The 23593-nt window shown below is 62.3% G+C and carries 26 protein-coding genes; 18 read left to right on the top strand and 8 right to left on the bottom strand.

Translation table 11 applies throughout. From position 1 onward, the window contains the following. The 13 genes from sucC to AC1D06_RS08375 all read left to right on the top strand — a co-directional run bounded on the left by sucC (position 1) and on the right by AC1D06_RS08375 (position 11902). Positions 1-1194 carry an ADP-forming succinate--CoA ligase subunit beta gene (gene sucC, locus AC1D06_RS08435; protein WP_477874840.1) on the top strand — a complete coding sequence of 398 codons (1194 nt, stop codon included), beginning with the start codon at positions 1-3 and terminating at the stop codon, positions 1192-1194. Positions 1195-1199: 5 nt separating this feature from the next. Beyond that, positions 1200-1502 (top strand): hypothetical protein, encoded by a 303-nt coding sequence (locus AC1D06_RS08430; RefSeq protein ID WP_477874842.1) that lies wholly within the window; start codon positions 1200-1202, stop codon positions 1500-1502. Then, positions 1499-1990: a DUF1579 family protein gene (locus AC1D06_RS08425; protein ID WP_477985894.1), complete on the top strand. Its 492-nt coding sequence runs from the start codon at positions 1499-1501 to the stop codon at positions 1988-1990. The genes AC1D06_RS08430 and AC1D06_RS08425 overlap by 4 nt, the downstream gene beginning before the upstream one ends. Positions 1991-2003: 13 nt before the next feature. Next, a complete protein-coding gene (gene sucD, locus AC1D06_RS08420; protein WP_477874846.1) occupies positions 2004-2906 on the top strand; it encodes a succinate--CoA ligase subunit alpha in 903 nt (300 codons plus the stop codon). Between the two features lie 100 nt (positions 2907-3006). Then, positions 3007-6003 carry a 2-oxoglutarate dehydrogenase E1 component gene (locus AC1D06_RS08415; RefSeq protein ID WP_477985893.1) on the top strand — a complete coding sequence of 999 codons (2997 nt, stop codon included), beginning with the start codon at positions 3007-3009 and terminating at the stop codon, positions 6001-6003. 11 nt (positions 6004-6014) lie between these two features. Continuing rightward, on the top strand, positions 6015-6326 hold the full coding sequence (locus AC1D06_RS08410; RefSeq protein WP_477985892.1) for a YciI family protein: 312 nt from the start codon (positions 6015-6017) through the stop codon (positions 6324-6326). A 90-nt stretch (positions 6327-6416) separates the two neighbouring features. Beyond that, positions 6417-7625 carry a 2-oxoglutarate dehydrogenase complex dihydrolipoyllysine-residue succinyltransferase gene (gene odhB, locus AC1D06_RS08405; RefSeq protein ID WP_477985891.1) on the top strand — a complete coding sequence of 403 codons (1209 nt, stop codon included), beginning with the start codon at positions 6417-6419 and terminating at the stop codon, positions 7623-7625. A gap of 52 nt (positions 7626-7677) precedes the next feature. After that, the gene (locus tag AC1D06_RS08400; RefSeq protein ID WP_477985890.1) at positions 7678-8091 is read left to right on the top strand and encodes an MAPEG family protein; all 414 of its coding nucleotides are present in this window, start codon (positions 7678-7680) and stop codon (positions 8089-8091) included. A gap of 24 nt (positions 8092-8115) precedes the next feature. After that, a complete protein-coding gene (locus AC1D06_RS08395) occupies positions 8116-8535 on the top strand; it encodes a VOC family protein (RefSeq protein WP_477985889.1) in 420 nt (139 codons plus the stop codon). A gap of 20 nt (positions 8536-8555) precedes the next feature. Next, the gene (locus tag AC1D06_RS08390; RefSeq protein WP_477985888.1) at positions 8556-9053 is read left to right on the top strand and encodes a hypothetical protein; all 498 of its coding nucleotides are present in this window, start codon (positions 8556-8558) and stop codon (positions 9051-9053) included. Further along, the gene (locus tag AC1D06_RS08385) at positions 9050-9802 is read left to right on the top strand and encodes an SDR family oxidoreductase (RefSeq protein WP_477985887.1); all 753 of its coding nucleotides are present in this window, start codon (positions 9050-9052) and stop codon (positions 9800-9802) included. Before AC1D06_RS08390 ends, AC1D06_RS08385 begins: the two co-directional genes overlap by 4 nt. Before the next feature lie 24 nt (positions 9803-9826). Next, positions 9827-11233, top strand: coding sequence for a dihydrolipoyl dehydrogenase (gene lpdA, locus AC1D06_RS08380; RefSeq protein ID WP_477985886.1), 1407 nt, complete (start codon positions 9827-9829; stop codon positions 11231-11233). Positions 11234-11389: 156 nt separating this feature from the next. Then, the gene (locus AC1D06_RS08375) at positions 11390-11902 is read left to right on the top strand and encodes a DUF2867 domain-containing protein (protein ID WP_477985885.1); all 513 of its coding nucleotides are present in this window, start codon (positions 11390-11392) and stop codon (positions 11900-11902) included. On the opposite strand, the gene AC1D06_RS08370 is transcribed toward AC1D06_RS08375, so the two are convergent. The 8 genes from AC1D06_RS08370 to tsaD all read right to left on the bottom strand — a co-directional run bounded on the left by AC1D06_RS08370 (position 11878) and on the right by tsaD (position 18500). Then, positions 11878-12972, bottom strand: a complete 1095-nt coding sequence (locus AC1D06_RS08370; protein ID WP_477985884.1) for a TraB/GumN family protein — start codon at positions 12970-12972, stop codon at positions 11878-11880. The two genes, AC1D06_RS08375 and AC1D06_RS08370, sit on opposite strands and share 25 nt — an antisense overlap. Before the next feature lie 69 nt (positions 12973-13041). Further along, positions 13042-13980 carry a tyrosine recombinase XerC gene (locus AC1D06_RS08365; protein WP_477985883.1) on the bottom strand — a complete coding sequence of 313 codons (939 nt, stop codon included), beginning with the start codon at positions 13978-13980 and terminating at the stop codon, positions 13042-13044. 42 nt (positions 13981-14022) lie between these two features. Continuing rightward, complete coding sequence (locus AC1D06_RS08360) at positions 14023-14952, bottom strand: cobaltochelatase CobT-related protein (protein ID WP_477985882.1); 930 nt, start codon at positions 14950-14952, stop codon at positions 14023-14025. A 57-nt stretch (positions 14953-15009) separates the two neighbouring features. Continuing rightward, positions 15010-15654: a class I SAM-dependent methyltransferase gene (locus AC1D06_RS08355; protein ID WP_477985881.1), complete on the bottom strand. Its 645-nt coding sequence runs from the start codon at positions 15652-15654 to the stop codon at positions 15010-15012. After that, positions 15651-16088, bottom strand: a complete 438-nt coding sequence (locus AC1D06_RS08350) for an EVE domain-containing protein (protein WP_477985880.1) — start codon at positions 16086-16088, stop codon at positions 15651-15653. Before AC1D06_RS08350 ends, AC1D06_RS08355 begins: the two co-directional genes overlap by 4 nt. Positions 16089-16090: 2 nt before the next feature. After that, on the bottom strand, positions 16091-16387 hold the full coding sequence (locus AC1D06_RS08345) for a YciI-like protein (protein WP_477985969.1): 297 nt from the start codon (positions 16385-16387) through the stop codon (positions 16091-16093). Between the two features lie 11 nt (positions 16388-16398). After that, positions 16399-17382, bottom strand: a complete 984-nt coding sequence (locus AC1D06_RS08340) for an NAD(P)H-dependent glycerol-3-phosphate dehydrogenase (RefSeq protein ID WP_477874877.1) — start codon at positions 17380-17382, stop codon at positions 16399-16401. Further along, positions 17379-18500, bottom strand: coding sequence for a tRNA (adenosine(37)-N6)-threonylcarbamoyltransferase complex transferase subunit TsaD (gene tsaD / locus AC1D06_RS08335; RefSeq protein WP_477985879.1), 1122 nt, complete (start codon positions 18498-18500; stop codon positions 17379-17381). The genes AC1D06_RS08340 and tsaD overlap by 4 nt, the downstream gene beginning before the upstream one ends. Positions 18501-18543: 43 nt before the next feature. Between tsaD and hemC the strand changes: the two genes are divergently transcribed. The 5 genes from hemC to AC1D06_RS08310 all read left to right on the top strand — a co-directional run bounded on the left by hemC (position 18544) and on the right by AC1D06_RS08310 (position 23591). Further along, entirely contained in the window at positions 18544-19473 is a 930-nt protein-coding gene (gene hemC, locus AC1D06_RS08330; RefSeq protein WP_477985878.1) for a hydroxymethylbilane synthase, read from the top strand. Positions 19474-19479: 6 nt separating this feature from the next. Then, on the top strand, positions 19480-20202 hold the full coding sequence (locus AC1D06_RS08325) for a uroporphyrinogen-III synthase (protein ID WP_477985877.1): 723 nt from the start codon (positions 19480-19482) through the stop codon (positions 20200-20202). Positions 20203-20279: 77 nt separating this feature from the next. Next, complete coding sequence (locus tag AC1D06_RS08320; RefSeq protein WP_477985876.1) at positions 20280-21449, top strand: COG4223 family protein; 1170 nt, start codon at positions 20280-20282, stop codon at positions 21447-21449. Positions 21450-21452: 3 nt separating this feature from the next. After that, on the top strand, positions 21453-23126 hold the full coding sequence (locus AC1D06_RS08315; protein WP_477985875.1) for a heme biosynthesis HemY N-terminal domain-containing protein: 1674 nt from the start codon (positions 21453-21455) through the stop codon (positions 23124-23126). A gap of 27 nt (positions 23127-23153) precedes the next feature. Next, on the top strand, positions 23154-23591 hold the full coding sequence (locus AC1D06_RS08310) for a tellurite resistance TerB family protein (RefSeq protein ID WP_477874888.1): 438 nt from the start codon (positions 23154-23156) through the stop codon (positions 23589-23591). Positions 23592-23593: the final 2 nt, after the last annotated feature.

Genomic DNA, 23593 nt, shown 5'->3' with positions numbered 1-23593 from the left:
ATGAATATCCATGAATATCAGGCCAAGGCCCTGCTCAAGGGTTTTGGGGCTCCGGTGGCCGACGGCGTACCCGTCTTCAAGGCCGGCGAAGCGGAGGCTGCGGCCAAGAAGCTCCCCGGCCCGCTTTACGTGGTCAAGAGCCAGATCCACGCCGGCGGTCGCGGCAAGGGCAAGTTCAAGGAGCTCGGCCCGGACGCTAAGGGCGGTGTGCGGCTGGCCAAGACGATCGAAGAGGTCGTCACCAATACCAACGAAATGCTCGGCCACACGCTGGTGACCAAGCAGACCGGCCCGGCCGGCAAGCAGGTCAACCGCCTCTATATCGAGGATGGCGCCGATATCGACCGCGAGCTCTATCTCTCGATCCTGGTCGACCGTTCGGTCGGCAAGAACGCTTTCGTCGTTTCGACCGAAGGCGGCATGGATATCGAAACCGTGGCGCATGACACGCCGGAAAAGATCGTCACCGTGGCGATCGAGCCTGCGGCCGGCGTGACGGATGCCGATATCAAGGCGCTCTCGGATGCGCTGAAGCTCTCGGGCGAAGCGGCGGCTGATGCGGCAAAGCTCTTCCCGGTGCTCTACAAGGCCTTCGTCGAGAAGGACATGAGCCTGCTCGAAGTCAACCCGCTGATCGTCATGAAGAACGGCCGTGTGCGCGTCCTCGACGCCAAGGTGTCGTTCGACGGCAATGCGCTGTTCCGCCATCCGGACGTGCAGGAACTGCGCGACCAGACGGAAGAGGACGACAAGGAAATCGAGGCGCATAAATATGACCTCGCCTATGTCGCGCTCGACGGCAATATCGGCTGCATGGTCAATGGCGCCGGCCTTGCCATGGCAACGATGGACATCATCAAGCTCTATGGCGCCGAGCCGGCGAACTTCCTCGATGTCGGCGGCGGCGCGACCAAGGAGAAGGTGACGGCGGCGTTCAAGATCATCACGGCCGATCCGGCGGTGAAGGGCATCCTGGTCAACATCTTCGGCGGCATCATGAAATGCGACGTCATCGCCGAAGGCGTGATCGCTGCCGTCAAGGAAGTCGGACTTGAGGTTCCGCTCGTCGTGCGCCTCGAAGGCACCAATGTCGAATTGGGCAAGCAGATCATTCGCGATAGCGGCCTGAACGTCATTCCGGCCGACGATCTCGATGACGCCGCCCAGAAGATCGTCAAGGCGGTCAAGGGCTGAGTGTCGTGGATCAACTGTTCTTTGCCTCGATCGTGTTTGGGCCTCCAGCAGTCATGCTGCTGGTCGCTCAAGCATGTCGCCTGGGGCTGAACAGATTGATCGCAAGTCTTGTCGTACTGACCATCCTCGTGGCCGGCATACTCTGGGCTTGTTCCGAAGTAACCGAAACCTACGCAAGGTTCGGTGAATCGGAAGGCAACGGCGCAGTCGCATCTTTCTGTCTCTTCGGTGCCATTTGGGTCATAGGCGCCGCAGTGAGCTTGTGGATGGTTCTGCCCATGAAAAATGCGCGGAGCGCCAAGTCATGACGTCCCCGCTTCCCCCAACAGCTCAGCATCTCCGCCTGGCGGCCTTTGCCGGCCGCTGGGAAGGTGAAGAGCGCGTGGCGGGATCAGCCTGGACAGCGGCAGGCGAAGCCACCGCAAGCGTCGACGCCGAAAGCCTGTTCGACGGTTTTTTCGTCGAGCAGCGCTATCGGCAGATGCGCGACGGCGCGGTGAGCTTCGAATCGCGCAACGTGCTGGGCTTCGATCCGTCGGACGAGAGCTACAAGCTCTACCAGTTCGACTCGATCGGCTTCGTGCCGCCCTCGCCTGCATCGGGTGAATGGCGGGACGAGGCTCTGGTCTTCACCAGAACATCGCCGCGCGGCCGCCAGCGCACCGTCTATCAATTCGAGAATGCAGACTGCTACCGGATGAGCGTGTCCTTCGCGCCCGCCGGCAGCGACACATGGCAGGACGTGGTCAGCGGTCGTTATCGCCGCGCCCGTTCCGTTTCTTCCAATCACTCCTAAAGGCGAAGTCTGAATGTCCATCCTGATCAACAAAGATACCAAGGTTCTCGTGCAGGGCCTGACCGGCAAGACCGGCACGTTCCATACCGAGCAGGCGCTTGCCTATCACGGCACGAAAATGGTCGGCGGCATTCACCCGTCTAAGGGCGGGGAAACCTGGACCGGCGCCAAGGGCGAGACTCTGCCCATCTTCAAGTCGGTCGCCGAGGGCAGGGACGTCACCGGCGCCAATGCGTCGGTCATCTATGTGCCGCCGGCAGGTGCTGCCGCCGCGATCATCGAAGCGATCGATGCCGATATCCCTTTGATCGTCTGCATCACCGAAGGCATTCCTGTGCAGGACATGGTCAAGGTCAAGGCCCGGCTCAACGCGTCCAAGTCGCGGCTGATCGGGCCGAACTGCCCGGGCGTGCTGACGCCGAACGAATGCAAGATCGGCATCATGCCCGGCAACATCTTCAAGAAGGGTTCGGTGGGGGTTCTTTCCCGCTCGGGAACGCTTACATATGAGGCAGTTTTCCAGACCTCGAACGAGGGCCTCGGCCAGACGACCGCCGTCGGCATCGGTGGCGACCCCGTCAAGGGCACCGAATTCATCGACGTGCTCGAAATGTTCCTCGCTGACGACGAAACCAAGTCGATCATCATGATCGGCGAAATCGGCGGCTCGGCCGAAGAGGACGCGGCGCAGTTCCTCAAGGACGAAGCCAAGAAGGGTCGCAAGAAGCCGATGGTCGGCTTCATCGCCGGCCGCACCGCTCCTCCCGGCCGCACGATGGGCCATGCCGGCGCAGTCATTTCCGGCGGCAAGGGCGGCGCGGAAGACAAGATCGCGGCGATGGAATCGGCGGGCATCCGCGTGTCGCCTTCGCCGGCGCGTCTCGGCAAGACCCTGGTCGAAGTGCTCAAGGGCTGAACATCATGAGGCGGGACAAAGGTCCCGCCTTCGCAATCTCTGCCGGCAGTCCCGGCAGCGGCAATTAAAAGGAGGCGGAGAAGATCTCCGCATTGGAAACATGGCAAGGCAAGAGGCCAACCAGCAGTTTGCGGCGACATCGTTCCTCGATGGCGCCAATGCGCATTATATCGAGCAGCTCTATGCCCGCTATCAGGACGATCCGTCGTCCGTGACGCAGGAATGGCAGCAGTTCTTCAAGGCGCTTGAGGATAGTCCCTCCGACATTTCCAAGGCGGCCAAGGGCGCCTCCTGGCAGAAGAAGAACTGGCCGGTGCCGATGAACGGCGAACTGGTCAGTGCGCTCGATGGCGACTGGCCCACGGTGGAGAAGGCGGTTACCAAGAAGCTCGAAGCCAAGGCAGCGCTGGCGCCGGCTGCGGCAGGCCAGGCCGTCAGCCCGCAGGAGATCGAGCGCGCGGCGCGCGATTCTGTGCGCGCCATCATGATGATCCGTGCCTATCGCATGCGCGGCCACCTGCATGCCAAGCTCGACCCGCTCGGCATCGCTGCCCCGGTCGAGGACTATCATGAACTGTCGCCCTCCAATTACGGCTTCGGCCCGGAGGACATGGACCGCAAGATCTTCATCGACAACGTGCTCGGTCTTGAATATGCGACCGTGCGCCAGATGATCGAGATTCTTGAGCGTACCTATTGCTCGACGCTCGGCGTCGAGTTCATGCACATCTCCGATCCGGAGATCAAGTCGTGGATCCAGGAGCGCATCGAAGGCCCGGACAAGGGCGTGGATTTCACCCCGAACGGCAAGAAGGCCATCCTTTCCAAGCTGATCGAGGCCGAAGGTTTCGAGCAGTTCATCGACGTCAAGTACAAGGGCACCAAGCGTTTCGGCCTCGACGGCAGTGAGTCGCTGATCCCGGCGCTGGAGCAGATCATCAAGCGCGGCGGCCAGGACGGCCTGCAGGAAATCGTCGTCGGCATGGCCCATCGCGGCCGCCTCAACGTGCTGACCAATGTCATGCACAAGCCGCATCGCGCCGTGTTCCATGAGTTCAAGGGCGGCTCCTATGCGCCCGACGATGTCGAAGGTTCGGGTGACGTCAAGTACCATCTCGGCGCTTCTTCGGATCGCGAGTTCGACGGCAACAAAGTACATCTGTCGCTGACCGCCAACCCGTCGCATCTCGAAATCGTCGACCCGGTCGTCATGGGCAAGGCGCGCGCCAAGCAGGACCAGCTTGCCACCCAGTGGGATGGCGACATCATTCCGCTCAAGGAGCGCTCGAAGGTGCTGCCGCTCCTGCTGCATGGCGATGCAGCCTTTGCCGGCCAGGGCGTGATTGCCGAAATCCTCGGGCTTTCCGGTCTGCGCGGCCACCGCGTCGCCGGCACGATGCATTTCATCATCAACAACCAGATCGGCTTCACCACCAATCCGRCCTTCTCGCGTTCGTCGCCCTATCCGTCGGATACGGCCAAGATGATCGAGGCGCCGATCTTCCACGTCAATGGCGACGATCCGGAAGCCGTGGTCTATGCCGCAAAGATCGCCATCGAATTCCGGATGAAGTTCTACAAGCCGGTCGTGATCGACATGTTCTGCTATCGCCGCTATGGCCACAATGAAGGCGACGAGCCGTCCTTCACCCAGCCGAAGATGTACAAGGTGATTCGTTCGCACAAGACGGTCGCGCAGATTTATGCTGACCGCCTGATTGCCGAGGGGCTGATCACCCAGGGCGAGTTCGAAAAGATGAAGGCCGACTGGCGCGCCAATCTCGAGCAGGAATTCGAAGCCGGCCAGTCCTATAAGCCCAACAAGGCCGACTGGCTGGACGGCGTCTGGTCGGGTCTTCGCACCGCCGACAATGCCGACGAGCAGCGCCGCGGCAAGACTGCCATGCCGATGAAGACACTCAAGGAGATCGGCAAGAAGATTTCCGAGATCCCGGAAGGCTTCAACGCCCACAAGACCATCCAGCGTTTCATGGAAAACCGGGCGCAGATGATCCAGACCGGGGAAGGCATCGACTGGGCGACGGCGGAAGCGCTGGCTTTCGGCTCGCTCTGCCTCGACGGCCACAAGATCCGGCTCTCGGGCCAGGATTGCGAACGTGGCACCTTCTCGCAGCGCCACTCGGTGCTCTACGATCAGGAAACGGAAGAGCGCTATATCCCGCTCGCCAATCTGTCGCCGACCCAGGCCAAGTATGAAGTCATCAACTCCATGCTCTCGGAAGAGGCGGTGCTGGGCTTCGAATATGGCTATTCGCTGGCCCGTCCGAATGCGCTGACGCTCTGGGAAGCGCAGTTCGGCGACTTCGCCAACGGCGCGCAGGTGGTGTTCGACCAGTTCATCTCCTCGGGCGAACGCAAGTGGCTCAGAATGTCCGGCCTGGTCTGCCTGCTGCCGCATGGCTATGAAGGCCAGGGTCCTGAACATTCTTCGGCTCGCCTGGAGCGCTTCCTCCAACTCTGCGCCGAAGACAATATGCAGGTTGCCAACTGCACGACGCCGGCCAACTATTTCCATATCCTGCGTCGGCAGATGAAGCGCGACTTCCGCAAGCCGCTGATCCTGATGACGCCGAAGTCGCTGCTGCGTCATAAGCGGGCGGTTTCCGCGCTGGCCGAACTGGCCGGTGAATCCTCGTTCCATCGCCTGCTCTGGGACGATGCCGAGGTGATCAAGGACGGCCCGATCAAGCTGCAGAAGGATAGTAAGATCCGCCGCGTCGTCATCTGCACCGGCAAGGTCTATTTCGACCTCTTGGAGGAACGTGAGAAGCGCGGCGTCGACGACATCTACCTGCTGCGCATCGAGCAGCTCTATCCGTTCCCGGCCAAGGCGCTGATCAACGAGCTCAGCCGCTTCCGCAATGCGGAAATGGTCTGGTGCCAGGAGGAGCCGAAGAATATGGGCGCCTGGTCGTTCATCGATCCGTATCTGGAATGGGTGCTGGCGCATATCGATGCCAAGTACCAGCAGGTGCGTTATACCGGCCGTCCGGCCGCTGCCTCGACAGCGACGGGCCTGATGTCCAAGCATCTGGCGCAGCTCGCGGCCTTCCTTGAAGACGCGCTCGGCAGCTGAGGACGGAGGCGATGGGCTATTTCCACCTGAAGCTTCTGCCGCCGCGCGCGACCTTTCCCTTCGACATGAACGAAGTGGAAAAGAGCGCGATGACGGAGCATTCCAAATATTGGCGCCGGCTCGCTGAGGATCAGCGCGCCGTTGTCGTTGGCCCGGTCTTCGATCCGAAGGGGGCCTATGGAATTGCCATCGTGGAAACCGAAAACGAGGCGGAGGCCGAGGCATTGGCCGCCGCCGATCCCGTGGCGATCGCCAATCTCGGCTTTCGCTATGAAGTCTCCAACATGCCCTCGCTGATCATCCGCGATATCGACGACCTCTAGGCAAAGCCCGCTTTGCCGTCCTAGGCAAGCCCGCTTTGCTCTCAACCGACCCGAACGACCAACACAAGTCAACATTCAGGACTAGATCCCATGGCAACCGAAATCCGCGTCCCGACATTGGGCGAATCCGTCAGCGAAGCCACCGTCGGCACCTGGTTCAAGAAGGCCGGCGAGGCCGTCAAGGCCGATGAAATCCTTCTCGAGCTGGAAACCGACAAGGTGACGGTGGAAGTGCCGGCGCCGGCTTCCGGTGTGCTCTCCGAAATCACCGTCAAGCAGGGCGACACGGTCGAGCCGGGCGGCCTGCTTGGCCAGATCTCCGAAGGCGGCGCCCAACCGGCTGCGGCCGCACCCGCCGCCAAGGCCGAAGCGCCTGCTCCGGCGGCTGCGCCGCCGGCCCCGGGCGCGATGCCCGCCTCGCCGGCCGCCGCCAAGGTGGCCGCGGACAATAACATCGCCGTTTCCTCCGTCGACGGTTCCGGCAAGCGGGGCCAGGTGCTGAAGGAAGATGTGCTCGCGGCGATCGCCAAGCCGGCCGCCGCAGCAGTGCCGGCACCCGCGCCCGTCCAGGTGCGCGCGCCGTCCTCGGCCGACGATCAGGTCCGCGAAGAGCGGGTCAAGATGACCCGTCTGCGCCAGACCATTGCCAAGCGCCTCAAGGACGCGCAGAACAGCGCCGCCATGCTCACCACCTATAACGAGGTGGATATGACGGCGGTGATGAGCCTGCGCAACAAGTACAAGGACCTGTTCGAGAAGAAGCATGGCGTCAAGCTCGGCTTCATGGGCTTCTTCACCAAGGCCTGCACGCATGCGCTCAAGGAAATCCCGGCGGTCAATGCCGAGATCGACGGCACCGACATCATCTACAAGAACTATTGCCATGTCGGCGTCGCCGTCGGCACCGACAAGGGCCTGGTGGTTCCGGTGGTGCGTGATGCCGATCAGATGGGCATTGCCGAGATCGAAAAGGAAATCGGCCGGCTGGGTAAGGCAGCGCGCGATGGCGCGCTCTCCATGGCCGACATGCAGGGGGGCACCTTCACCATTTCCAATGGCGGCGTCTACGGTTCGCTGATGTCCTCGCCGATCCTCAATGCGCCGCAGTCGGGCATTCTCGGCATGCACAAGATCCAGGAGCGGCCGATGGCGATCGGCGGCCAGGTGGTGATCCGGCCAATGATGTATCTGGCGCTCTCCTATGACCACCGTATCGTCGACGGCAAGGAAGCGGTGACCTTCCTCGTTCGCGTCAAGGAGAGCCTCGAAGATCCGGAACGCCTGGTTCTCGATCTCTGATCGGCAGATGCCGGCAAGGGCGCGGGATTCCCCGCGTCCTCCTCGTGAAAGAGTGGCCATGAACGTCTTCGTGTTTACGACATTTCCCGTGCTTGTCGCGTGGAGCGTTATGCTGCTCGTCGTTCACATCATGCTGCAGGCCAATCTGGCGACGCATGAGCTCGGTTCCGACTGGAATGCTGGGCCGCGAGACGACCGGAGACCGGTGAAGAGCGCATTTGCCGGCCGGGCGGATCGCGCCTCGCAGAATTTCCGCGAAAGTTATCCAGCTTTTGTCGGTCTGGCGCTGGCGCTTGCCATCACCCATCCGGCCTCGACTTGGGGACATGCCGGGGCGCTCACCTGGTTTGTCGCCCGCATCGCCTACATCCCGCTTTATCTCGCCGGCATTCCCTATATCCGCTCGCTGGTCTGGCTCGTCTCGATGCTCGGCCTGCTCATCATGTTTCTTAGCGTGCTTTTCTAGTCCACCATCCGGCAGGAGGAAGACATGGCATTCGAAAACATTCCGGCCATCCAGGCGCATATCTGCGTCAGCGGCGGCGTCGAGGCGATCGAATTCTATAAGCGGGCGCTCGGTGCGGAGAATACGTTCTTCAAGCTGCATGACGATGGCCAGCGCGTCATGCATGCCAATCTTGCCATCTACGGCGGCGAGGTCATGCTGCACGACGAATTCCCCGAGCATGGAAGTACGGTGCGCGCGCCGACGACGCTGGGTGGCACGAGTTTCGCGATCAACATCAACATGAAGTCGGCAGCCGAACTGGACGCCGCCTATGCCCGTGCCGTTGCGGCCGGCGCGACCTCGATCATGGAGCCGGGCGATATGTTCTGGGGCGCGCGTTACGCCCGTATCGCAGATCCCTATGGCCACGTCTGGGCTTTCAACGCAGCGATCGGGAGCTGAGCCATGCCGGCGGAGCCAAAATGGTAATGTTTCGGCCCTTTGCCATTGTTGCTTTTCTCGCGTGCGGCATGTTGCCGGCGATGGCTGCCGAATGCCCGCAAGAGCACGCCATCTATGAGGATTCCAAGGGTGCCTATACGCTGACCTTCGAACCGGTCGACCTCGCCTCCTCATCCTCGACGCATCGGTTCATCGTGAAGGTGAAACAAGGCGGTGCAGTGCTCGACGGCTATGTCATGCCGTCGGACACGGTCGAGCGCACCAACGGCATGCTGTTCTACAATTGCCCCGACGGCGATGTGACGGGTGCTGACCTTGCCGCCTGCACGGTCTGGCAAGGCGTGATCTATGGCAATGACCAGGGCAAGCTGCAACTCCTGCCGCAGCAGGGCGCCAAGGCGGCTCCGGAAATTCTGTTGCCCGGATTCGGTCCGGCGCTGCAGGCGTCCGATGCCTGGAAGAAGATCAAGGCTACGGTCGTGCCTTGGGATGTATTAGCCTTGAAAGGGTGCTCATGAGCGACGATCGCGTTCTTCTCGTCACCGGCGGCAGCCGCGGCATCGGTGCTGCCGTCTGCCGCAAGGCTGCTAGCCTGGGTTGGCAGTTGATGATCAATTATGTCTCGAACGAAGCGGCGGCCCGCGCGCTTGCCGACGAGATCGTCGCCGCGGGCGGTTTGGCGAAGATCGTCCAGGGCGATACCGGCAGCGAGGAGGGCGTGATGGCGATCTATGCTGCTGTCGACCGTGAATTCGGCCGGCTCGACGGCGTGTTCAACAATGCCGGCGTGGTCGATACCGTCGCCCGCGTCGACGAGATGGGCTGGGCGCGGCTGGAGCGGATGTTCAATATCAATGTGCTGGGTGCGATCCGCGTTGCCGGCGAGGCGGTGAAGCGCATGTCGACGCGCCATGGCGGTCGTGGCGGCGTAATCATCAACAATTCCTCGATGGCTGCCGTGATCGGCGGCCCGAATGTTTATGTTGACTATGCCGCCTCCAAAGGGGCGATCGATACGCTGACGATCGGGCTTGCCAAGGAAGTGGCGACCGAAGGCATCCGCGTCAATGCGGTGCGCCCAGGCATTATCGACACCGAGATTCACGCCTCCGGCAGCCTGCCGGATCGGCCGCGCCAGGCCGGTCCCGACATTCCGATGAAGCGGGCAGGCACGGCCGATGAAGTCGCCGATGCGGTCACCTATCTACTCTCCAACCAGGCGTCCTACATTACCGGCGCCCTACTGAATGTCAGCGGCGGACGCTAACCGCCGGAAGCGAAGGGATTTTCCATGTCATACGACGTCATCGTTATCGGATCCGGCCCTGGCGGCTATGTCTGCGCCATCAAGGCGGCTCAGCTCGGCCTGAAGACCGCTGTGGTTGAGAAGCGCGCCACGTTCGGCGGCACCTGCCTCAATATCGGCTGCATCCCGTCCAAGGCTCTGCTGCATGCCTCCGAACTCTATGCGCATGCGCACCATGGCATGCAGAGCCTCGGCATCGAGCTTTCCGGCGTGAGCCTCAGCCTCGACAAGATGATGGCGCACAAGGATGCCGTGGTGAAATCGAATGTCGACGGCGTCGCTTTCCTGTTCAAGAAGAACAAGATCGATGCCTTCCAGGGTACCGGCAAGGTGCTCGGCCAGGGCAAGGTCTCGGTGACCGCCGACAACGGCGAGACGCAGGTGCTGGAGACGAAGAACATCGTCATCGCCACCGGCTCCGACGTCGCCGGCATTCCGGGCGTCAAGGTCGATATCGACGAGAAGGTGATTATCTCCTCGACCGGTGGCATTGCGCTGGAAAAGGTGCCGGAACATCTGATCGTGGTCGGCGGCGGTGTCATCGGCCTCGAACTCGGCTCGGTCTGGAGCCGGCTGGGCGCCAAGGTTACCGTGGTCGAATATCTCGATGCGATCCTCGGCGGCATGGATGGCGAAATGTCGCGGCAGTTCCAGCGCATGTTGGCCAAGCAGGGCCTGGACTTCAAGCTCGGCGCCAAGGTGACGGGTGTCGTAAAGAGCGCCAAGGGCGCCAAGGTGACCTTCGAGCCGGTCAAGGGCGGCGCTGCCGAGACGCTGGAAGCTGATGTCGTGCTGATCGCCACCGGCCGAAAGCCCTATACCGACAGCCTCGGTCTCGCTGAAGCCGGGGTCACGATCGACAATCGCGGCCGGGTCGAGATCGACGACCATTTCCGCACCAATATGCCTGGTGTCTATGCCATCGGCGACGTGGTGCGCGGGCCGATGCTGGCACACAAGGCCGAAGACGAGGGCGTGGCCGTGGCCGAGATCATGGCTGGCCAGCATGGACATGTGAACTACAACGCGATCCCGAGCGTCGTCTACACTCAGCCGGAAGTGGCTTCGGTCGGCAAGACCGAGGAAGAGTTGAAGAAAGAAGGCGTGGCCTACAAGGTCGGCAAATTCCCCTTCACCGCCAATGGCCGCGCCCGCGCCATGGAAGTGACGGAAGGTTTCGTCAAAATCCTCGCCGATCAGGCGACGGATCGGGTTCTGGGCGCCCATATCGTCGGCTTCGGTGCCGGCGAGATGATCCATGAGGCGACGGTGCTGATGGAATTCGGCGGCTCGTCGGAGGATCTCGGCCGCACCACGCATGCGCATCCGACGATGTCGGAAGCGGTGAAGGAAGCCGCGCTCGCGACTTTCTTCAAGCCGATCCATATCTGATTGGTCCAGGAATATTTCCAGGGGCGCTGCGATGGGAACAGCGGCGCTCTTTCCATTTCGGCCTATCGCCGCACGATTTGCCGCAGCCATTGAAACGACTGCCCTTGCCTTCGCCGATCAGTTAGAGTGTGCCGATCCGATCAAGGGGTTTTGCCCATGGAAAAGCCGGTCTCGACCACACCGCACTTGCCGAATCCGGCCCTGCCAGCGGCCGATTGGGCAGACTGCTATGAGATAGAGATTCGGGCGGATGTTTTGTCGGCAATCGATGCGACGCGGATGGCGATCGGCCGCTTCCCGCTGTGGGTCCGGTTGCTGATGCAGTTGCGCAATGCGGCGGTCGGTGTCGTCGGATTGAAGGCGGCTACGGATCAGCCGACCGACGAGATCGAGATGATCGGGATTTTTCCCGTCGTCAGCCGTGCCGACGACGAGGTCGTGCTCGGCTTCGATGACCGACACCTGGATTTTCGTATTGTCATGCACGTCCGGGATGCGGGACATGGCCGCAAGATCGTCAGCGCGACCACGCTCGTTCGCCGCAAGATACTGCTTGGCAGAATCTACATCGCGTTTGTGACGCCATTTCACAAACTGATTGTCAAGACGACATTGATGAATCTCGGCAGGAGGCTTGCCTTGGCTCAATCCACCGGCGTGACGGTATAGCCCTTTGCCCTGAACAGTTCGACGAGCCCCTGGTCGCCGATCAGGTGCAGGGCGCCGACGGCCATGAACACATCGCCCTTGGCGAGCATAGGCTCGGCCCGGTCAGCCATGTGGTGATTGCGCTGTGTAACGATGCGATTCTCGAACTCATTCATGTCCTTGAAATCGCTCTCCTTCTTTTCCGGCGCAAAATAGGCGCCGGCGGGGAAGATCATGCCGATCTGGCTGCGCAGATAGAGCTTGATCGTCGTCTCCATCATGTCGCGGGTATAGTCGGGATAGCGCACAGTGCTTATCAGCGATCGGACATGGAATTCGACCGGCATGCTGGCCATGGCTTCGAGCTGTTCCTGCAGAGTTTCGACGCCCTTTACCTCCTTGCCAGCAGCCTGGGCTTCGACGGCCAATTTCTGGTCGAGGAAGGGCACGCCCTTGTTTTTGCGGGAGATTTCGCAGGTCGACAAAGCCACCATTGAGGTCAGGACATAAGGCTTCATCTTGACCACCGAGCCGAGCGGAATGCCGCGGCCCATCAGCGCTTTTTCCAGCACCTTCTGGTCATCGGGCGAGAGATAGTCGATCAGCGTCTTCGCATCGGTGAACATCATCAGGCCCGGTTGGGCGAACAATTTCAGCGATGCCTTCTTCGCGTCGAGAATTTCGTCGGATTCGAGGATGATCGTCTTGGCGCCGGCATAGGCTGCCTTGGCTTCCGGCGGCAGATCGGTGACGCGCGGGTCGGCGACGTGCATGGTGCCGAGCAGCCAGTCGGTCGGCTGGCCGGCTTTTTCCATTTTCCAGAAGCGATGGGTGGAATTCTTGACCTTTTCGCCCTCGGCCTTCAATTTTTCGTAAGCAGCCGGATCGCTCTTCTCAAGATCGGCCACCCGATCGCGGGCGCCACAGCTTGCGTCCTCGTCGGCATGTGCCGGCGGCGAGAAGAGGATGAAGGCGACGGACATCAGCGCCAGGAAATGAATGAGGATGAGAGCATAGGTCAATCCACTCGCCATGCGGTCAAGCTTGGACGGGGAGAGCCGGTCGGCGGAGGAGAGCGATGCGAGCGTCATGTCCAACCTTGTCGTTAACGTGGCCGGAACGATAACGGCTCAGCTTCTCATTTTCATTAATAACTATGGTTAACCGGCACGCGGATGGGCGCGCTCGAAGGCGTCGAGCAGGCGCGCGGCGTCGACGCCGGTATAGACCTGCGTCGTCGACAGACTGGCATGACCAAGCAATTCCTGGATGGCGCGCAGATCGCCGCCGGCGGAGAGCAGGTGCGTGGCGAAGGAGTGCCTGAGCGCATGCGGCGTTGCCGTGTCCGGCAGGCCGAGGGCCGAGCGCATCTTCTGCATTTCCCGCTGGATGATCGCCGGCTGCAGCGGCCCACCGCGGGCGCCGAGGAAAAGCACTTTATCCTCTGCGATCGGATAGGGGCAAAGACGGATATAGGTTTCGACGCCCTCAAGTGCTGCGACCAGCAGTGGCACGATGCGGGTCTTGTTGCCTTTGCCGGTGATCCGGAGCGTCGCCGCACCCTTCGGGAAATCCATTTTCTTCAGCGACAGCGCTTCGGATATACGCAGGCCCGAGCCATAGAGCAGGCCGAGCAAAGCGGCATTGCGTGCGGCGATCCATGGCTCTTCGGCGAGCTGGCCGTGATCGGACGAGACGAGGATCGCCTGTTCGGCGGAGAGTGGTTTCGGCAGGCTCTTCGGTTGCTTTGGCGAGCGCACGGCCCGGGCGCCCGCGGCGTTCACCAGGCCTTTCTTTTCCAGATGGCACAGGAGAGAGCGCAGGCCRGCGAGACCGCGGCCAAGGGTGCGCGCGCCGGCGCCATCCTTGCGGCGGCTGGCGAGGAAGGCGCGCAGGTCTGCGGGGCGCAAGTCGCGGATGTCGGAGAGCTTTGCTGGCCCGGCGGCGTGTTTTGCCAGGAATTGCAGGAATTGCCGCGTATCGCGCTCATAGGCCTCGATCGTGAGTTCCGACAGCCGCCGTTCGCCGGAGAGCGAATCGAGCCAGACTTGGCGCTCGGCCAGAAGCTTTTCGTCGGCCATGATCAGGATTTCGTTCACGGGCATCTCCGCGGGTCGGTGCCCGATCGTGTCGGAGAAAGGTTAGCGATCCGTTATCGGCGACAGCATCTTCCCGATGAGCCGCAACAGGCCCTTGCCGGCCGATTCGGGCTCGATGCCGATTTCGGAAAAGCGGAAGTCACGCTCCCTCGCTTCGCCGGTCAAGAGGAGATAGCCGACACCGACACCAGATTTTTGCGCGGCCTCTTCCGCCAGGGTGAGGTGATTGCGAAGAAGTTGCGGATCGACATTCTCCGCCAGCCCCGATTCGTCGGAAGGTAACGCGTTGGAGAGAAAGCAGACGACCCGCTTCTGCCAGTCACCTTTCTCCAGTCGCGAGACGGCCCATTCCAGCGCTTCGCCATCGATATTGTCACCGGGCACGTCGGGGTGTAGGGCAAAGATGAGATTGCGCTGCCAGCCGGTCGACTGGTCCGCGGACTTGTAGATCATATGGCGGAGGTCACAGAGCCGGCCGGGATTGGTGGGTGAGCGGGCTTTGCGCCATTTCTTGCGTGATTGGCCGCCATCGACACCGCGTGTCGTGAAGCCGAGAATTTCCGAGCGGATGCTGCATTGGTCGAGAACCGAGATCGCACATTCAACCGCGACCAGCGCCGACAGCATTTTCAGCCCACGCATCACCGCGGAATGGTCGATCAGCAGGGTGACCGCCATCTGCTCGCGCTCGGCCTGCGGATAGTGTGCAGCCAGCGCACGAACCAACGGCAGGGAGGATTCGAGTATTTCCAGCCGCTCGCGCTGGAAGCGTCGCTGAAAATCCTGGATCGCCGCATCGAAACGGACATTGATGAGGTCACGCGACGGCGTCAGAATTTGCTGGATGTCTTCGCCGGTGATGATTTCATCGAATTCGCGGGTGAAAACCGAATAGGACTGTGGCGGCGTGCCGGGCTCCAGCGGCGGCGGACGATACGGCTTTTGCGGGATGAGGCCGTCGAAGATCCCCATGCGGTCAGTCCTTGGATTCGTTGCTTTGATCTCGGTATCGTTAACCGCATCTACGGCTCAGGCAAACCGCCATACGGTCGTCTTTTTGACCTCGGCGTCTTCCAGCGCCCGCGTTACCGGGACCTCATAAGTCGCAAGGGCCTGCATCCGCTGACGCGGGCAATAGCTGCGGCCGGGATCACCGACGATGACGGTCTTGCCGGTTTCGACGAGTGCTTCAAACCACGGGATCAGCCGCTCGGCGAAAGACTTGTCGTAAAAAACGTCGCCGGCCAGCAGGATATCGGCGTCGATTGTCGTGCCGATGATGTCGGCATTGGAAAAGGCGATCTCGACCTGGTTGAGCCGGCTGTTCAGGCTGACCGCGTGACCAGTCCAGGGATCGATGTCGATGGCCTGAACCGACCCGGCGCCTGCCTTGACCGCCACGATCGCGAGGAGTCCCGAACCGGTGGCGAAATCGAGCACACGCTTGCCGGCTACCGCCTCGGGATGATCAAGGATATAGCGCGCCAGCCCCTGTCCACCGGCCCAGGCGAAGGCCCAGAAGGGCGGCGGCAGGCCGATTTCTTCCAGTTCCGCCTCGGTCTTCAGCCAGAGATCATGCGCTTCGTCGGCGAGATGCAGCCGGATTTCCGGCACATGCGGCGGCGTCATGATCGCGGTATTGTCGAGGATGAAGCGGACCGGATCGGTCTTCATGGAGAAAGCGGTGGTTTCTCCAGGCCGCCCATCCTGCAGATTTCGAGATATTCCTTCTCGGTGACCGGCTGGACGGAGAGGCGGGAGAGCTTGACCAGGGCCATTTCGGAGAGCGAGGCGGTGTTCTTCACCGTATCAAGCGTCACGGGCTTCGGTAAGTCGACCACGGCGCGGATGTCGACGCATTCCCATGTCGGCGCATCGGCGGTCGAATCGGGATGTGCCAGCGCGCAGACCTCAGCGATGCCGACGATCTCCAGGCCCTCGTTGGAATGATAGAAGAAGCCTTTGTCGCCGATCTTCATGGCGCACATATTGTTGCGGGCGGCATAATTGCGCACGCCATCCCATTCCTGACCGGCCTCGCCCTTGTCCTTGAGCATCTGCCAGGAAAATTTGAACGGTTCGGATTTGAACAGCCAATAGGCGGCCATGATCAGAACCCTTCCGCCTTGTTGAAGGTCCAGTTCCACGGGCGGATGTCGACGGAAGCGAACAGGCCGGCCTGGGCATAGGGGTCGGCGGCGGAAATCGCCTTGGCCTCTTCCAGGTTTTCGGCTTTCACCACCACCAGGCTGCCGTTCGGCTTGCTGTCGGCATCCAGAAAGGGACCGGCGAAAGCCAGCGTGCCTTCGGCATTGATCTTGTTCAGCCATTCGACATGCACCGGTCGTGTATCYATCCGCAATTGCAGGGCATTGGGTTTATCCTGGCAGACGAAGGCGAAGAGCATGGTCATTCCTTTCATTCGGTGGTGATGGGGCGGGACATCAATGCCGCCATCGCGGTCTTCACATCAAGTTGTCCTTCTATGATCGAAGCGACCGCATTTGTCACCGGCATATCAATGCCGCGTTCGGCCGAAAGCCGTGCGGCGATGGCTGCGGCATGCGCGCCTTCCACGAGTTCGCCGGACGGAAGCGTGGCACGGCCGGTGCGGCCGGTCTCGATGCCGAAGCGCAGGTTACGCGACTGGTGGCTGGTGGCGGTCAGCACGAGATCGCCAAGACCGGAAAGGCCGCGCACGGTCTCCGATCTGCCGCCAAATGCTTCGACGAAGCGCGACATCTCGGCGAGCCCGCGCGAAATCAGCGCTGCGCGTGCCGAATCGCCGAGCCCCGCGCCTTCGACGATGCCGCAGGCGATCGCCAGAACATTCTTAAGCGCGCCGCCGAGCTGCACGCCGATGCGGTCATCCGACGGATAAAGCCGGAAGGTGGGGCCGGAGATCAGCCTGGCGATACGCTCGGCCTCGTCGAGCTCGGGCGAGGCAATCACCATGGCTGTCGGCAGGCCGCGCGCGATATCGGCGGCGAAGCCGGGACCCGACAGCACCGAGATCGAATGGCCTGGTAGCTCCGCCTCCAGCACCTCGGTCAGCAGCCGGCCGGTCATCTTGTCGATGCCCTTGGCGCAGGTGACGATCGATTGCTGCTGGCGGAGATGGCCGGCGAGGTGGTGTGCTGCTTCGCCTTGCATCTGGCTCGGCATGACGAAGAGCACCACCGAAGCGTCCTCAAGGACCATCGCGTCTGCCGTGTAGCGTATATTGTCCGGTAGGCTGATGCCGGGCAGGTTGCGGGCATTGACATGCGTTGCGGCCATGGTGCGCGCAAGATCCGGGTCGCGGCAGAGCAATGTGACCTCGGCATTGTCGGAGATCGCAGCGGCGGCGGTGAGTGCCGTGCCGAAAGCCCCGGAGCCGACGATGACAATGCTTTCCTTCATGCTTTGGCCCCGCGTTTGCCGGAACCCAGCAGCGTTTCGGCATTCTGGTCGAGCGGCCAGCGTGAGCGCGGCGCAACTGTGAGATCGTCGGGCCCAAAACCTTCGGCCATCCGCTCCAGCCCGGCCCAGGCGATCATGGCGGCATTGTCGGTGCAGAGCGCCATCGGCGGAGCGATGAAACGGAAGCCGTATTTGTCGGAAATTGCCTGCAGGGTGCCGCGCAGTTCGCGATTGGCGGCGACGCCGCCGGCAACGACCAGCGCCCGCTCGCGGACGTCGGGAAAGCGTTCGCGGAAACGCTGCAAGCCGCGGCCGATACGGTCGCGCATCGTGCGGCTCACCGCATTCTGGAAGGAGGCGCAGATATCGGCAATGTCCCTGTCGGTCACCGGGGCGATCGATTCTGCCGCCTGCCGCACCGCCGTCTTCAGGCCGGAGAAGGAGAAATCGAGTCTTGCTTCGCCCACCAATGGCCGCGGGAAGACGAAGCGCTCGGGGTCGCCGTCCCGCGCCGCCTTCTCGACCGCCGGGCCGCCGGGATAGGGCAGGCCGAGCAGTTTGGCGGTTTTGTCGAAGGCCTCGCCCAGCGCATCGTCGATCGTCGTGCCCCAGCGCTCGTAGTCGCCGACGCCCTTGACGAGGATGAGCTGCGTATGGCCGCCAGAGACGAGCAGCAGCAGGTAGGGGAAGGCAAGCCCATCCGTCAGCCGCGCGGTCAGCGCGTGACCTTCGAGATGGTTGATGGCGTAGAGCGGCTTGCCGGATGCCATGGCGATCGCCTTGCCGGTCATCAGGCCGACCAGCAGGCCGCCGATCAGGCCGGGACCGGAGGTGGCGGCGATCGCGTCGATGTCATCCAATGTCGTTCCCGCGCGAGCCAGAGCCTCAGCGATCAGCGTATCGAGAGCCTCAACATGGGCGCGGGCGGCGATCTCCGGCACCACGCCGCCATAGGCCGCATGTTCGTCGAGCTGGGAGAGCACGACATCGGCGACGATCCGGCCGCTGCCATCGGCTGCGCGCTCGACGACGGCCGCGGCCGTTTCGTCGCAGCTGGTTTCAATGCCGAGAACGCGCGTGGGAATGGTGTTAGCCCTTTTGTCCGATTGCGGAAGCATGGAAAGACGGATAGTGGGAAGCCGATTATAGTGGATTCTGCGGATGCATATAAAACCTTTCAGGATCGGCACAAGAGGCAGTCCGCTCGCGCTCAAGCAAGCACATGAGGTGCGCGACCGGCTGATGGCGGCCCATAGCCTGCCGGAAGAGGCATTCGAGGTCGTGCCGCTCTCGACCCGTGGCGACCGCGTCACCGATCGTTCGCTGGCCGAGATCGGCGGCAAGGGCCTGTTCACCTTCGAGCTGGAAGAGCAGCYGAAATCAGGCGAACTCGATTTCGCCGTGCATTCCTCCAAGGATATGGCGACCCTCCTGCCGGCAGGGCTTGAGATTGCCGCCTATCTGCCGCGCGAGGATTTTCGCGATGCCTTTATCGGCCGCGCCGCGCCGCGCCTGATGGAGCTGCCGGAAGGCGCCATGGTCGGCACTGCGTCATTGCGACGGCAGGCACTGGTGCGCAAGCTCAGGCCGGACCTGAACGTCAAGATATTCCGCGGACTGGTCGATACGCGACTGAGGAAGCTGGCTGACGGCGAAGCGGATGCCACTTTGCTCGCTTATGCCGGCCTGAAGCGGCTCGGCAAGCCGGAGGTGGCGACCGAGCTTCTCGACCCGGAGATTTTTCCGCCGGCGCCGGCGCAAGGCGCCATCTGTGTCGAAGCGCGGACCGGCGATGGTCGCGTCGGTGAATTGCTTGCTGCCGTCAACCACGCGCCCACCTTCGCCGCGGTCACTTGCGAGCGGGCTTTTCTCGAAGTGCTCGACGGCTCATGCCGTACGCCGATCGCCGGTTATGCGGTGATCGAGGGCGACGATCTCGTCTTTTCGGGCATGATCCTGACACCCGACGGCGCCAGGCATCATTCGATCGCAGCCCGCGGGCCGGCGTCACAATGCCGTACCATCGGCCTGACCGCCGGAGCGGATATCCGCAATGCGGCAGGCTCATCCTTTTTCGAATTCTGGAGTTGAGAGCCAATGCGTGTGCTGATCGTGCGGCCCGAACTGCAGGCCAGGCAGACGGCCGAAAAGCTGGCGGCTTTGGGTCATGAGCCGGTTGCGTTTCCGCTCTTCCGGCCGATCCACGATCTGCCGCATCTTTCAGATGCCTTGCGGTCGAAATATTCGGCGCTGGCCATTACCTCGGCCGAGGCGGTGCGCTGCCTTCAGGCGCTCGGGCCGGATCTGAAGCCCTATCTCGGGGTAACGGTGTTCACCGTCGGCAAAGCGACGTCGCGAATCGCCAAGGAAGCCGGCTTCACCGATGTGATCTCCGCCAGCGGCAGCGGCAACGACCTGGCGGGGCAGGTGGCTGGTTTTGCCGTGGGCTCGCTGGATACCAACCCGATCCTTTATCTCGCCGGCCACAAGCGCAGCGGCATTTTCGAGGAAACGCTCAGGGACAATGATGTCGACTGCGTGACGGCGGAAATCTACGAGATGGAGCCGATCGTCTATCCGATGCCGAAGCTGCAGCAACTCGTGGTGAACCGGCCGGTCGATGCCGTGTTTCTGTTTTCGCGGGAGAATGCCAAGGCTTTCTTCGATCTGGAGATTTTTCGGCAAAGCAAGGAATCGTTAAGGAAAACGCTGTTCTTTTGCCTCAGTCGCAATATAGCCGATGCAGTCCCGGAGGAATTGCGGGAAAGTGTCGTCGTCAGCACGAATCCGGACGAGGACGAACTCATCGATCTGCTCTGACCGCGGAAGCGGCAGAAAGGCCTTGCGGTGCGGCGGCGCTCCGCTAAGGTTCTGACCATAACCAAGAAGGGCTTACCATGGACACGGACCCGACCCGCCATTCCAAAAGCAATGACGATCCGCGCACCATCGATCTGTCGCCGGAAGAGGTGAAACCTGTCACGCCCGGCGAGGCGGAAGGCACCGACGAGGACGTGAAGGCATCTCCTTCGGACGAGCCGGTGGAGGCGGCCGAGGAGCCGCAGACTGCACAGGCGGAGCAGCCTCAACCATCGCAACAGCCGGCGGCACAACAGGGCAGCCGCGGCTCGCTATTGGCCGCAAGCTTTGTGGTCGGTGTCGTCGTGCTGGCGGGTGCCGCCGGCCTGCAATATTGGGGCGTCCTGCCGAATATGGGGTCTGACGACAAGACGGCCGGCACGCTCAACATGTTGTCGGGCGATGTCGAAGCGATGAAGTCGTCGGTCGCGGCGCTGAAGGAAGCCAAGCCCGAGGTCGATTTTACTCCGGTCAACGACAAGATCGCCGCGATCGAGAAGAAGCTCGCCACCGTGCCGCAGCCGAACGGCCTCTCGGCTGATGCCGACGCGCGGATTTCGGCGCTGAACGACGAGGTCGCTGGGCTGAAGACGGCACTCGCCGACCAGAAGAAGACCGAAGATGAGATGAAGGCAGCGCTCCTGCTCAGGCTTGAAGCCCTGGAGAAGAAGACGAGCGAGCCACGTGACGATATCCAGGTCGCCGTTGCCATTGCCTCGGCCGGCCTGAAGGCGGCGATCGATCGTGGCGGCCCGTTCACAGCCGAGCTCGACACGCTGGCCGGCATCGATGCCAATGACCCGGCGGTCAAGGAGCTGAAATCCTTTGCCGCGACCGGCGTGCCTTCGCGCACCGATCTTGTGGCGCAATTTTCCGATGTCGCCGATCGCATTATCGGCGCGATCAATGCCGGCAATCCGAACCAGAGCCTGACCGACCGGCTGCTTTCCAGTGCCTTCTCCGTCGTAAAGGTTCGGCCGGTCGGCAATGTCGAGGGTGATACGCCCGAGGCGATCGTGGCGCGCATGGAGACGAAGCTTACCAATGGCGACCTGAAGGGCGCCGATGCGGAATGGCAGAAGCTGCCAGCCGCAGGCAAGCAAGCCTCCGCTGATTATGCCAAGTCGCTGAGCGCACGCATCCGCGTCGAAGAACTGGTCGGCTCGACACTGACCAAGGCGGTGCAGGGCACCGAGACCAAGGGCTGAACCATGATCCGTATCCTCATCTATTTCCTGGTGATCCTGGCGCTGGGTTTCGGCTTTTCCTGGCTCGCCGAACGGCCGGGCGATCTCTTCGTCATCTGGCAGGGCAAGCGCATCGAAATGAGCCTGATGGTGGCGGCGACCATGCTGGTCGTGCTCGTCGCGCTCATCATGTTTACCTGGTGGCTCATCCGCACCATCTGGACCTCGCCGCATTCGGTGACGCGCTATTTTCGTGCCCGCAAGCGCGATCGCGGCTACCAGGCGCTGTCGACCGGCCTGATTGCGGTAGGTTCGGGCGATGCGCCGCTGGCGCGGAAAATGCTGGATCGGACCAAGGGACTGATCCGAGCCGACCAGGAGCCGCTCATTCATCTGCTCGAAGCCCAGGCCTCGCTGATCGAGGGCAAGACCGAGGATGCGCGCAAGAAATTCGAGGCGATGGCCGAGGATCCCGAAACCCGCGAACTCGGCCTGCGCGGGCTCTATCTCGAAGCCCAGCGGTTGGGTGCGCACGAGGCCGCCCGCCACTATGCGGAAAAGGCAGTGGAGAAGGCGCCGCATCTGCCCTGGGCCGCCGATGCCACGCTCGAATATCGGGCGCAGGCGGGGCGCTTCGACGATGCCATTCGGCTCTTGGAGCAGCAGCGCGTGCTTGCCGGCATGGATCGCAAGCAGCATGACCGCAAGAAGGCCGTGCTGCTCACCGGCCGGGCGCTGGCACGGCTCGAAAGCGATCCGAAGGGCGCCCGCGACGATGCGGGTGCCGCGCTGAAGCTGGCGCCGGCGCTGATTCCGGCCGCGACGATCGCGGCAAAAGCCTATCTGCGCGAGAACAACAGCCGCAAGGCGATGGCGACGCTCGAACAGGTCTGGCGGCTGGCGCCGAATTCCGAACTTGCCGCCGCGTATCTCGCGGCCGGCGGCGCGTCTGCGGCTGACAAGCAGCGTCGCGCGGAGCGGCTGGAGGCGATCCAGCCGACAGCCTACGAAGCGCTCTACGCCTCTGCATCCGCTGCCTATGATGCACGCGATTTCGCCACTGCGCGCCGCAAGGCTGAAGCTGCGGCGAAGATCGACGAGCGCGAGAGCATTTATATGCTGATGGCCGATATCGAGGAGGCCGAGACCGGCGATCAGGCGCGCGTGCGCCATTGGCTGTCACAGGCGCTGCGGGCGCAGCGCGATCCGGAATGGGTGGCGGACGGCCGGGTGTCGCCATACTGGCTTCCGATCTCGCCGGTCAGCGGCCGGCTCGACGCCTTCGAATGGAAGCGCGCCGTCGCAGCAGCACCGCTTGCGATCGAAGGCAAGGATTTCAACAAGGCCGCGGAAGCGTTCCGCCAGCTTCCGGATGCCAAAACCGAGCCGGCGCCAGAGTCCAAGGTAAGCTACAATCAAGTGAAGGCTCCTGAGAGCGCTAGGATTGCCGAGGTGTTGAACGGTCGGACGACGGAGACAACTCCTGTCATCGCCGCCGAGGCCGTTCCTGCCAAGCCGGTCGTGGAGGTGTCGACAGCGGCTGTCGTGGCAGAGGCGTCGCCGAAAGCAGAGGCGCAGAAGCCAGTGCCGGCGCGAGAGGCGGCTGCTGACGACAAGCCGTTCTTCGGCGGCGCGCCGGATGATCCGGGCGTCAAGGCCGGCAAGCAGCCGGAAAAGAACGGCTTTCGGTTATTCTGACAGCGAGGGGCGATGTTCGATAGGCTGATGGCATTCCTGCATTCGCTCTCCGCCGAGGCACCGGCGGAGGAGCCCGATACTGTCGTCGTCGCGATCGTGGCACTGGCGCTGCATGTCATCCAGGCCGACGGCATCATCCGCGACGTCGAGAATGATGTGCTGGAGGCGGCGATCCGCTCCTATTTCAACCTCAGCAAGGGCGAATTCGAGGCCATGCTGAAGGCAGCGAAGCGCGAGGAAGAGGATTCTGTCGATCTTTTCCGCTTTACATCGCGCATCAATCGGGCTCTTGATGACCGCCAGAAAGCGGAATTCATCGCCATGCTCTGGCAGATCGTTCACGCGGACAACGATCGCAACGAACTCGAAGACCATCTGGTCTGGCGCATTGCGGAGCTGATCGGGGTGTCCGGTCGTGATCGTGTGGATCTCAGGCAGGAGGCGGAAGGCCGCCAGAAACACTGACT

It is taken from the genome of Rhizobium sp. P2_G2 (genome assembly GCF_056403555.1).
The sequence above is the reverse complement of the archived record's forward strand: the minus strand, read 5'-3'. Positions and strand labels throughout refer to the sequence as shown.

Bases quoted from the DNA above. Each gene is read 5' to 3' on its own strand.
- sucC (WP_477874840.1), top strand. From the start codon at position 1: ATGAATATCCATGAATATCAGGCCAAGGCCCTGCTCAAGGGTTTTGGG.
- AC1D06_RS08425 (WP_477985894.1), top strand. From the start codon at position 1,499: ATGACGTCCCCGCTTCCCCCAACAGCTCAGCATCTCCGCCTGGCGGCC.
- sucD (WP_477874846.1), top strand. From the start codon at position 2,004: ATGTCCATCCTGATCAACAAAGATACCAAGGTTCTCGTGCAGGGCCTG.
- AC1D06_RS08410 (WP_477985892.1), top strand. From the start codon at position 6,015: ATGGGCTATTTCCACCTGAAGCTTCTGCCGCCGCGCGCGACCTTTCCC.
- odhB (WP_477985891.1), top strand. From the start codon at position 6,417: ATGGCAACCGAAATCCGCGTCCCGACATTGGGCGAATCCGTCAGCGAA.
- AC1D06_RS08395 (WP_477985889.1), top strand. From the start codon at position 8,116: ATGGCATTCGAAAACATTCCGGCCATCCAGGCGCATATCTGCGTCAGC.
- AC1D06_RS08390 (WP_477985888.1), top strand. From the start codon at position 8,556: ATGGTAATGTTTCGGCCCTTTGCCATTGTTGCTTTTCTCGCGTGCGGC.
- AC1D06_RS08385 (WP_477985887.1), top strand. From the start codon at position 9,050: ATGAGCGACGATCGCGTTCTTCTCGTCACCGGCGGCAGCCGCGGCATC.
- lpdA (WP_477985886.1), top strand. From the start codon at position 9,827: ATGTCATACGACGTCATCGTTATCGGATCCGGCCCTGGCGGCTATGTC.
- AC1D06_RS08375 (WP_477985885.1), top strand. From the start codon at position 11,390: ATGGAAAAGCCGGTCTCGACCACACCGCACTTGCCGAATCCGGCCCTG.
- AC1D06_RS08370 (WP_477985884.1), bottom strand. From the start codon at position 12,972: ATGACGCTCGCATCGCTCTCCTCCGCCGACCGGCTCTCCCCGTCCAAG.
- AC1D06_RS08360 (WP_477985882.1), bottom strand. From the start codon at position 14,952: ATGGGGATCTTCGACGGCCTCATCCCGCAAAAGCCGTATCGTCCGCCG.
- AC1D06_RS08355 (WP_477985881.1), bottom strand. From the start codon at position 15,654: ATGAAGACCGATCCGGTCCGCTTCATCCTCGACAATACCGCGATCATG.
- AC1D06_RS08350 (WP_477985880.1), bottom strand. From the start codon at position 16,088: ATGGCCGCCTATTGGCTGTTCAAATCCGAACCGTTCAAATTTTCCTGG.
- AC1D06_RS08340 (WP_477874877.1), bottom strand. From the start codon at position 17,382: ATGAAGGAAAGCATTGTCATCGTCGGCTCCGGGGCTTTCGGCACGGCA.
- tsaD (WP_477985879.1), bottom strand. From the start codon at position 18,500: ATGCTTCCGCAATCGGACAAAAGGGCTAACACCATTCCCACGCGCGTT.
- AC1D06_RS08325 (WP_477985877.1), top strand. From the start codon at position 19,480: ATGCGTGTGCTGATCGTGCGGCCCGAACTGCAGGCCAGGCAGACGGCC.
- AC1D06_RS08320 (WP_477985876.1), top strand. From the start codon at position 20,280: ATGGACACGGACCCGACCCGCCATTCCAAAAGCAATGACGATCCGCGC.
- AC1D06_RS08315 (WP_477985875.1), top strand. From the start codon at position 21,453: ATGATCCGTATCCTCATCTATTTCCTGGTGATCCTGGCGCTGGGTTTC.
- AC1D06_RS08310 (WP_477874888.1), top strand. From the start codon at position 23,154: ATGGCATTCCTGCATTCGCTCTCCGCCGAGGCACCGGCGGAGGAGCCC.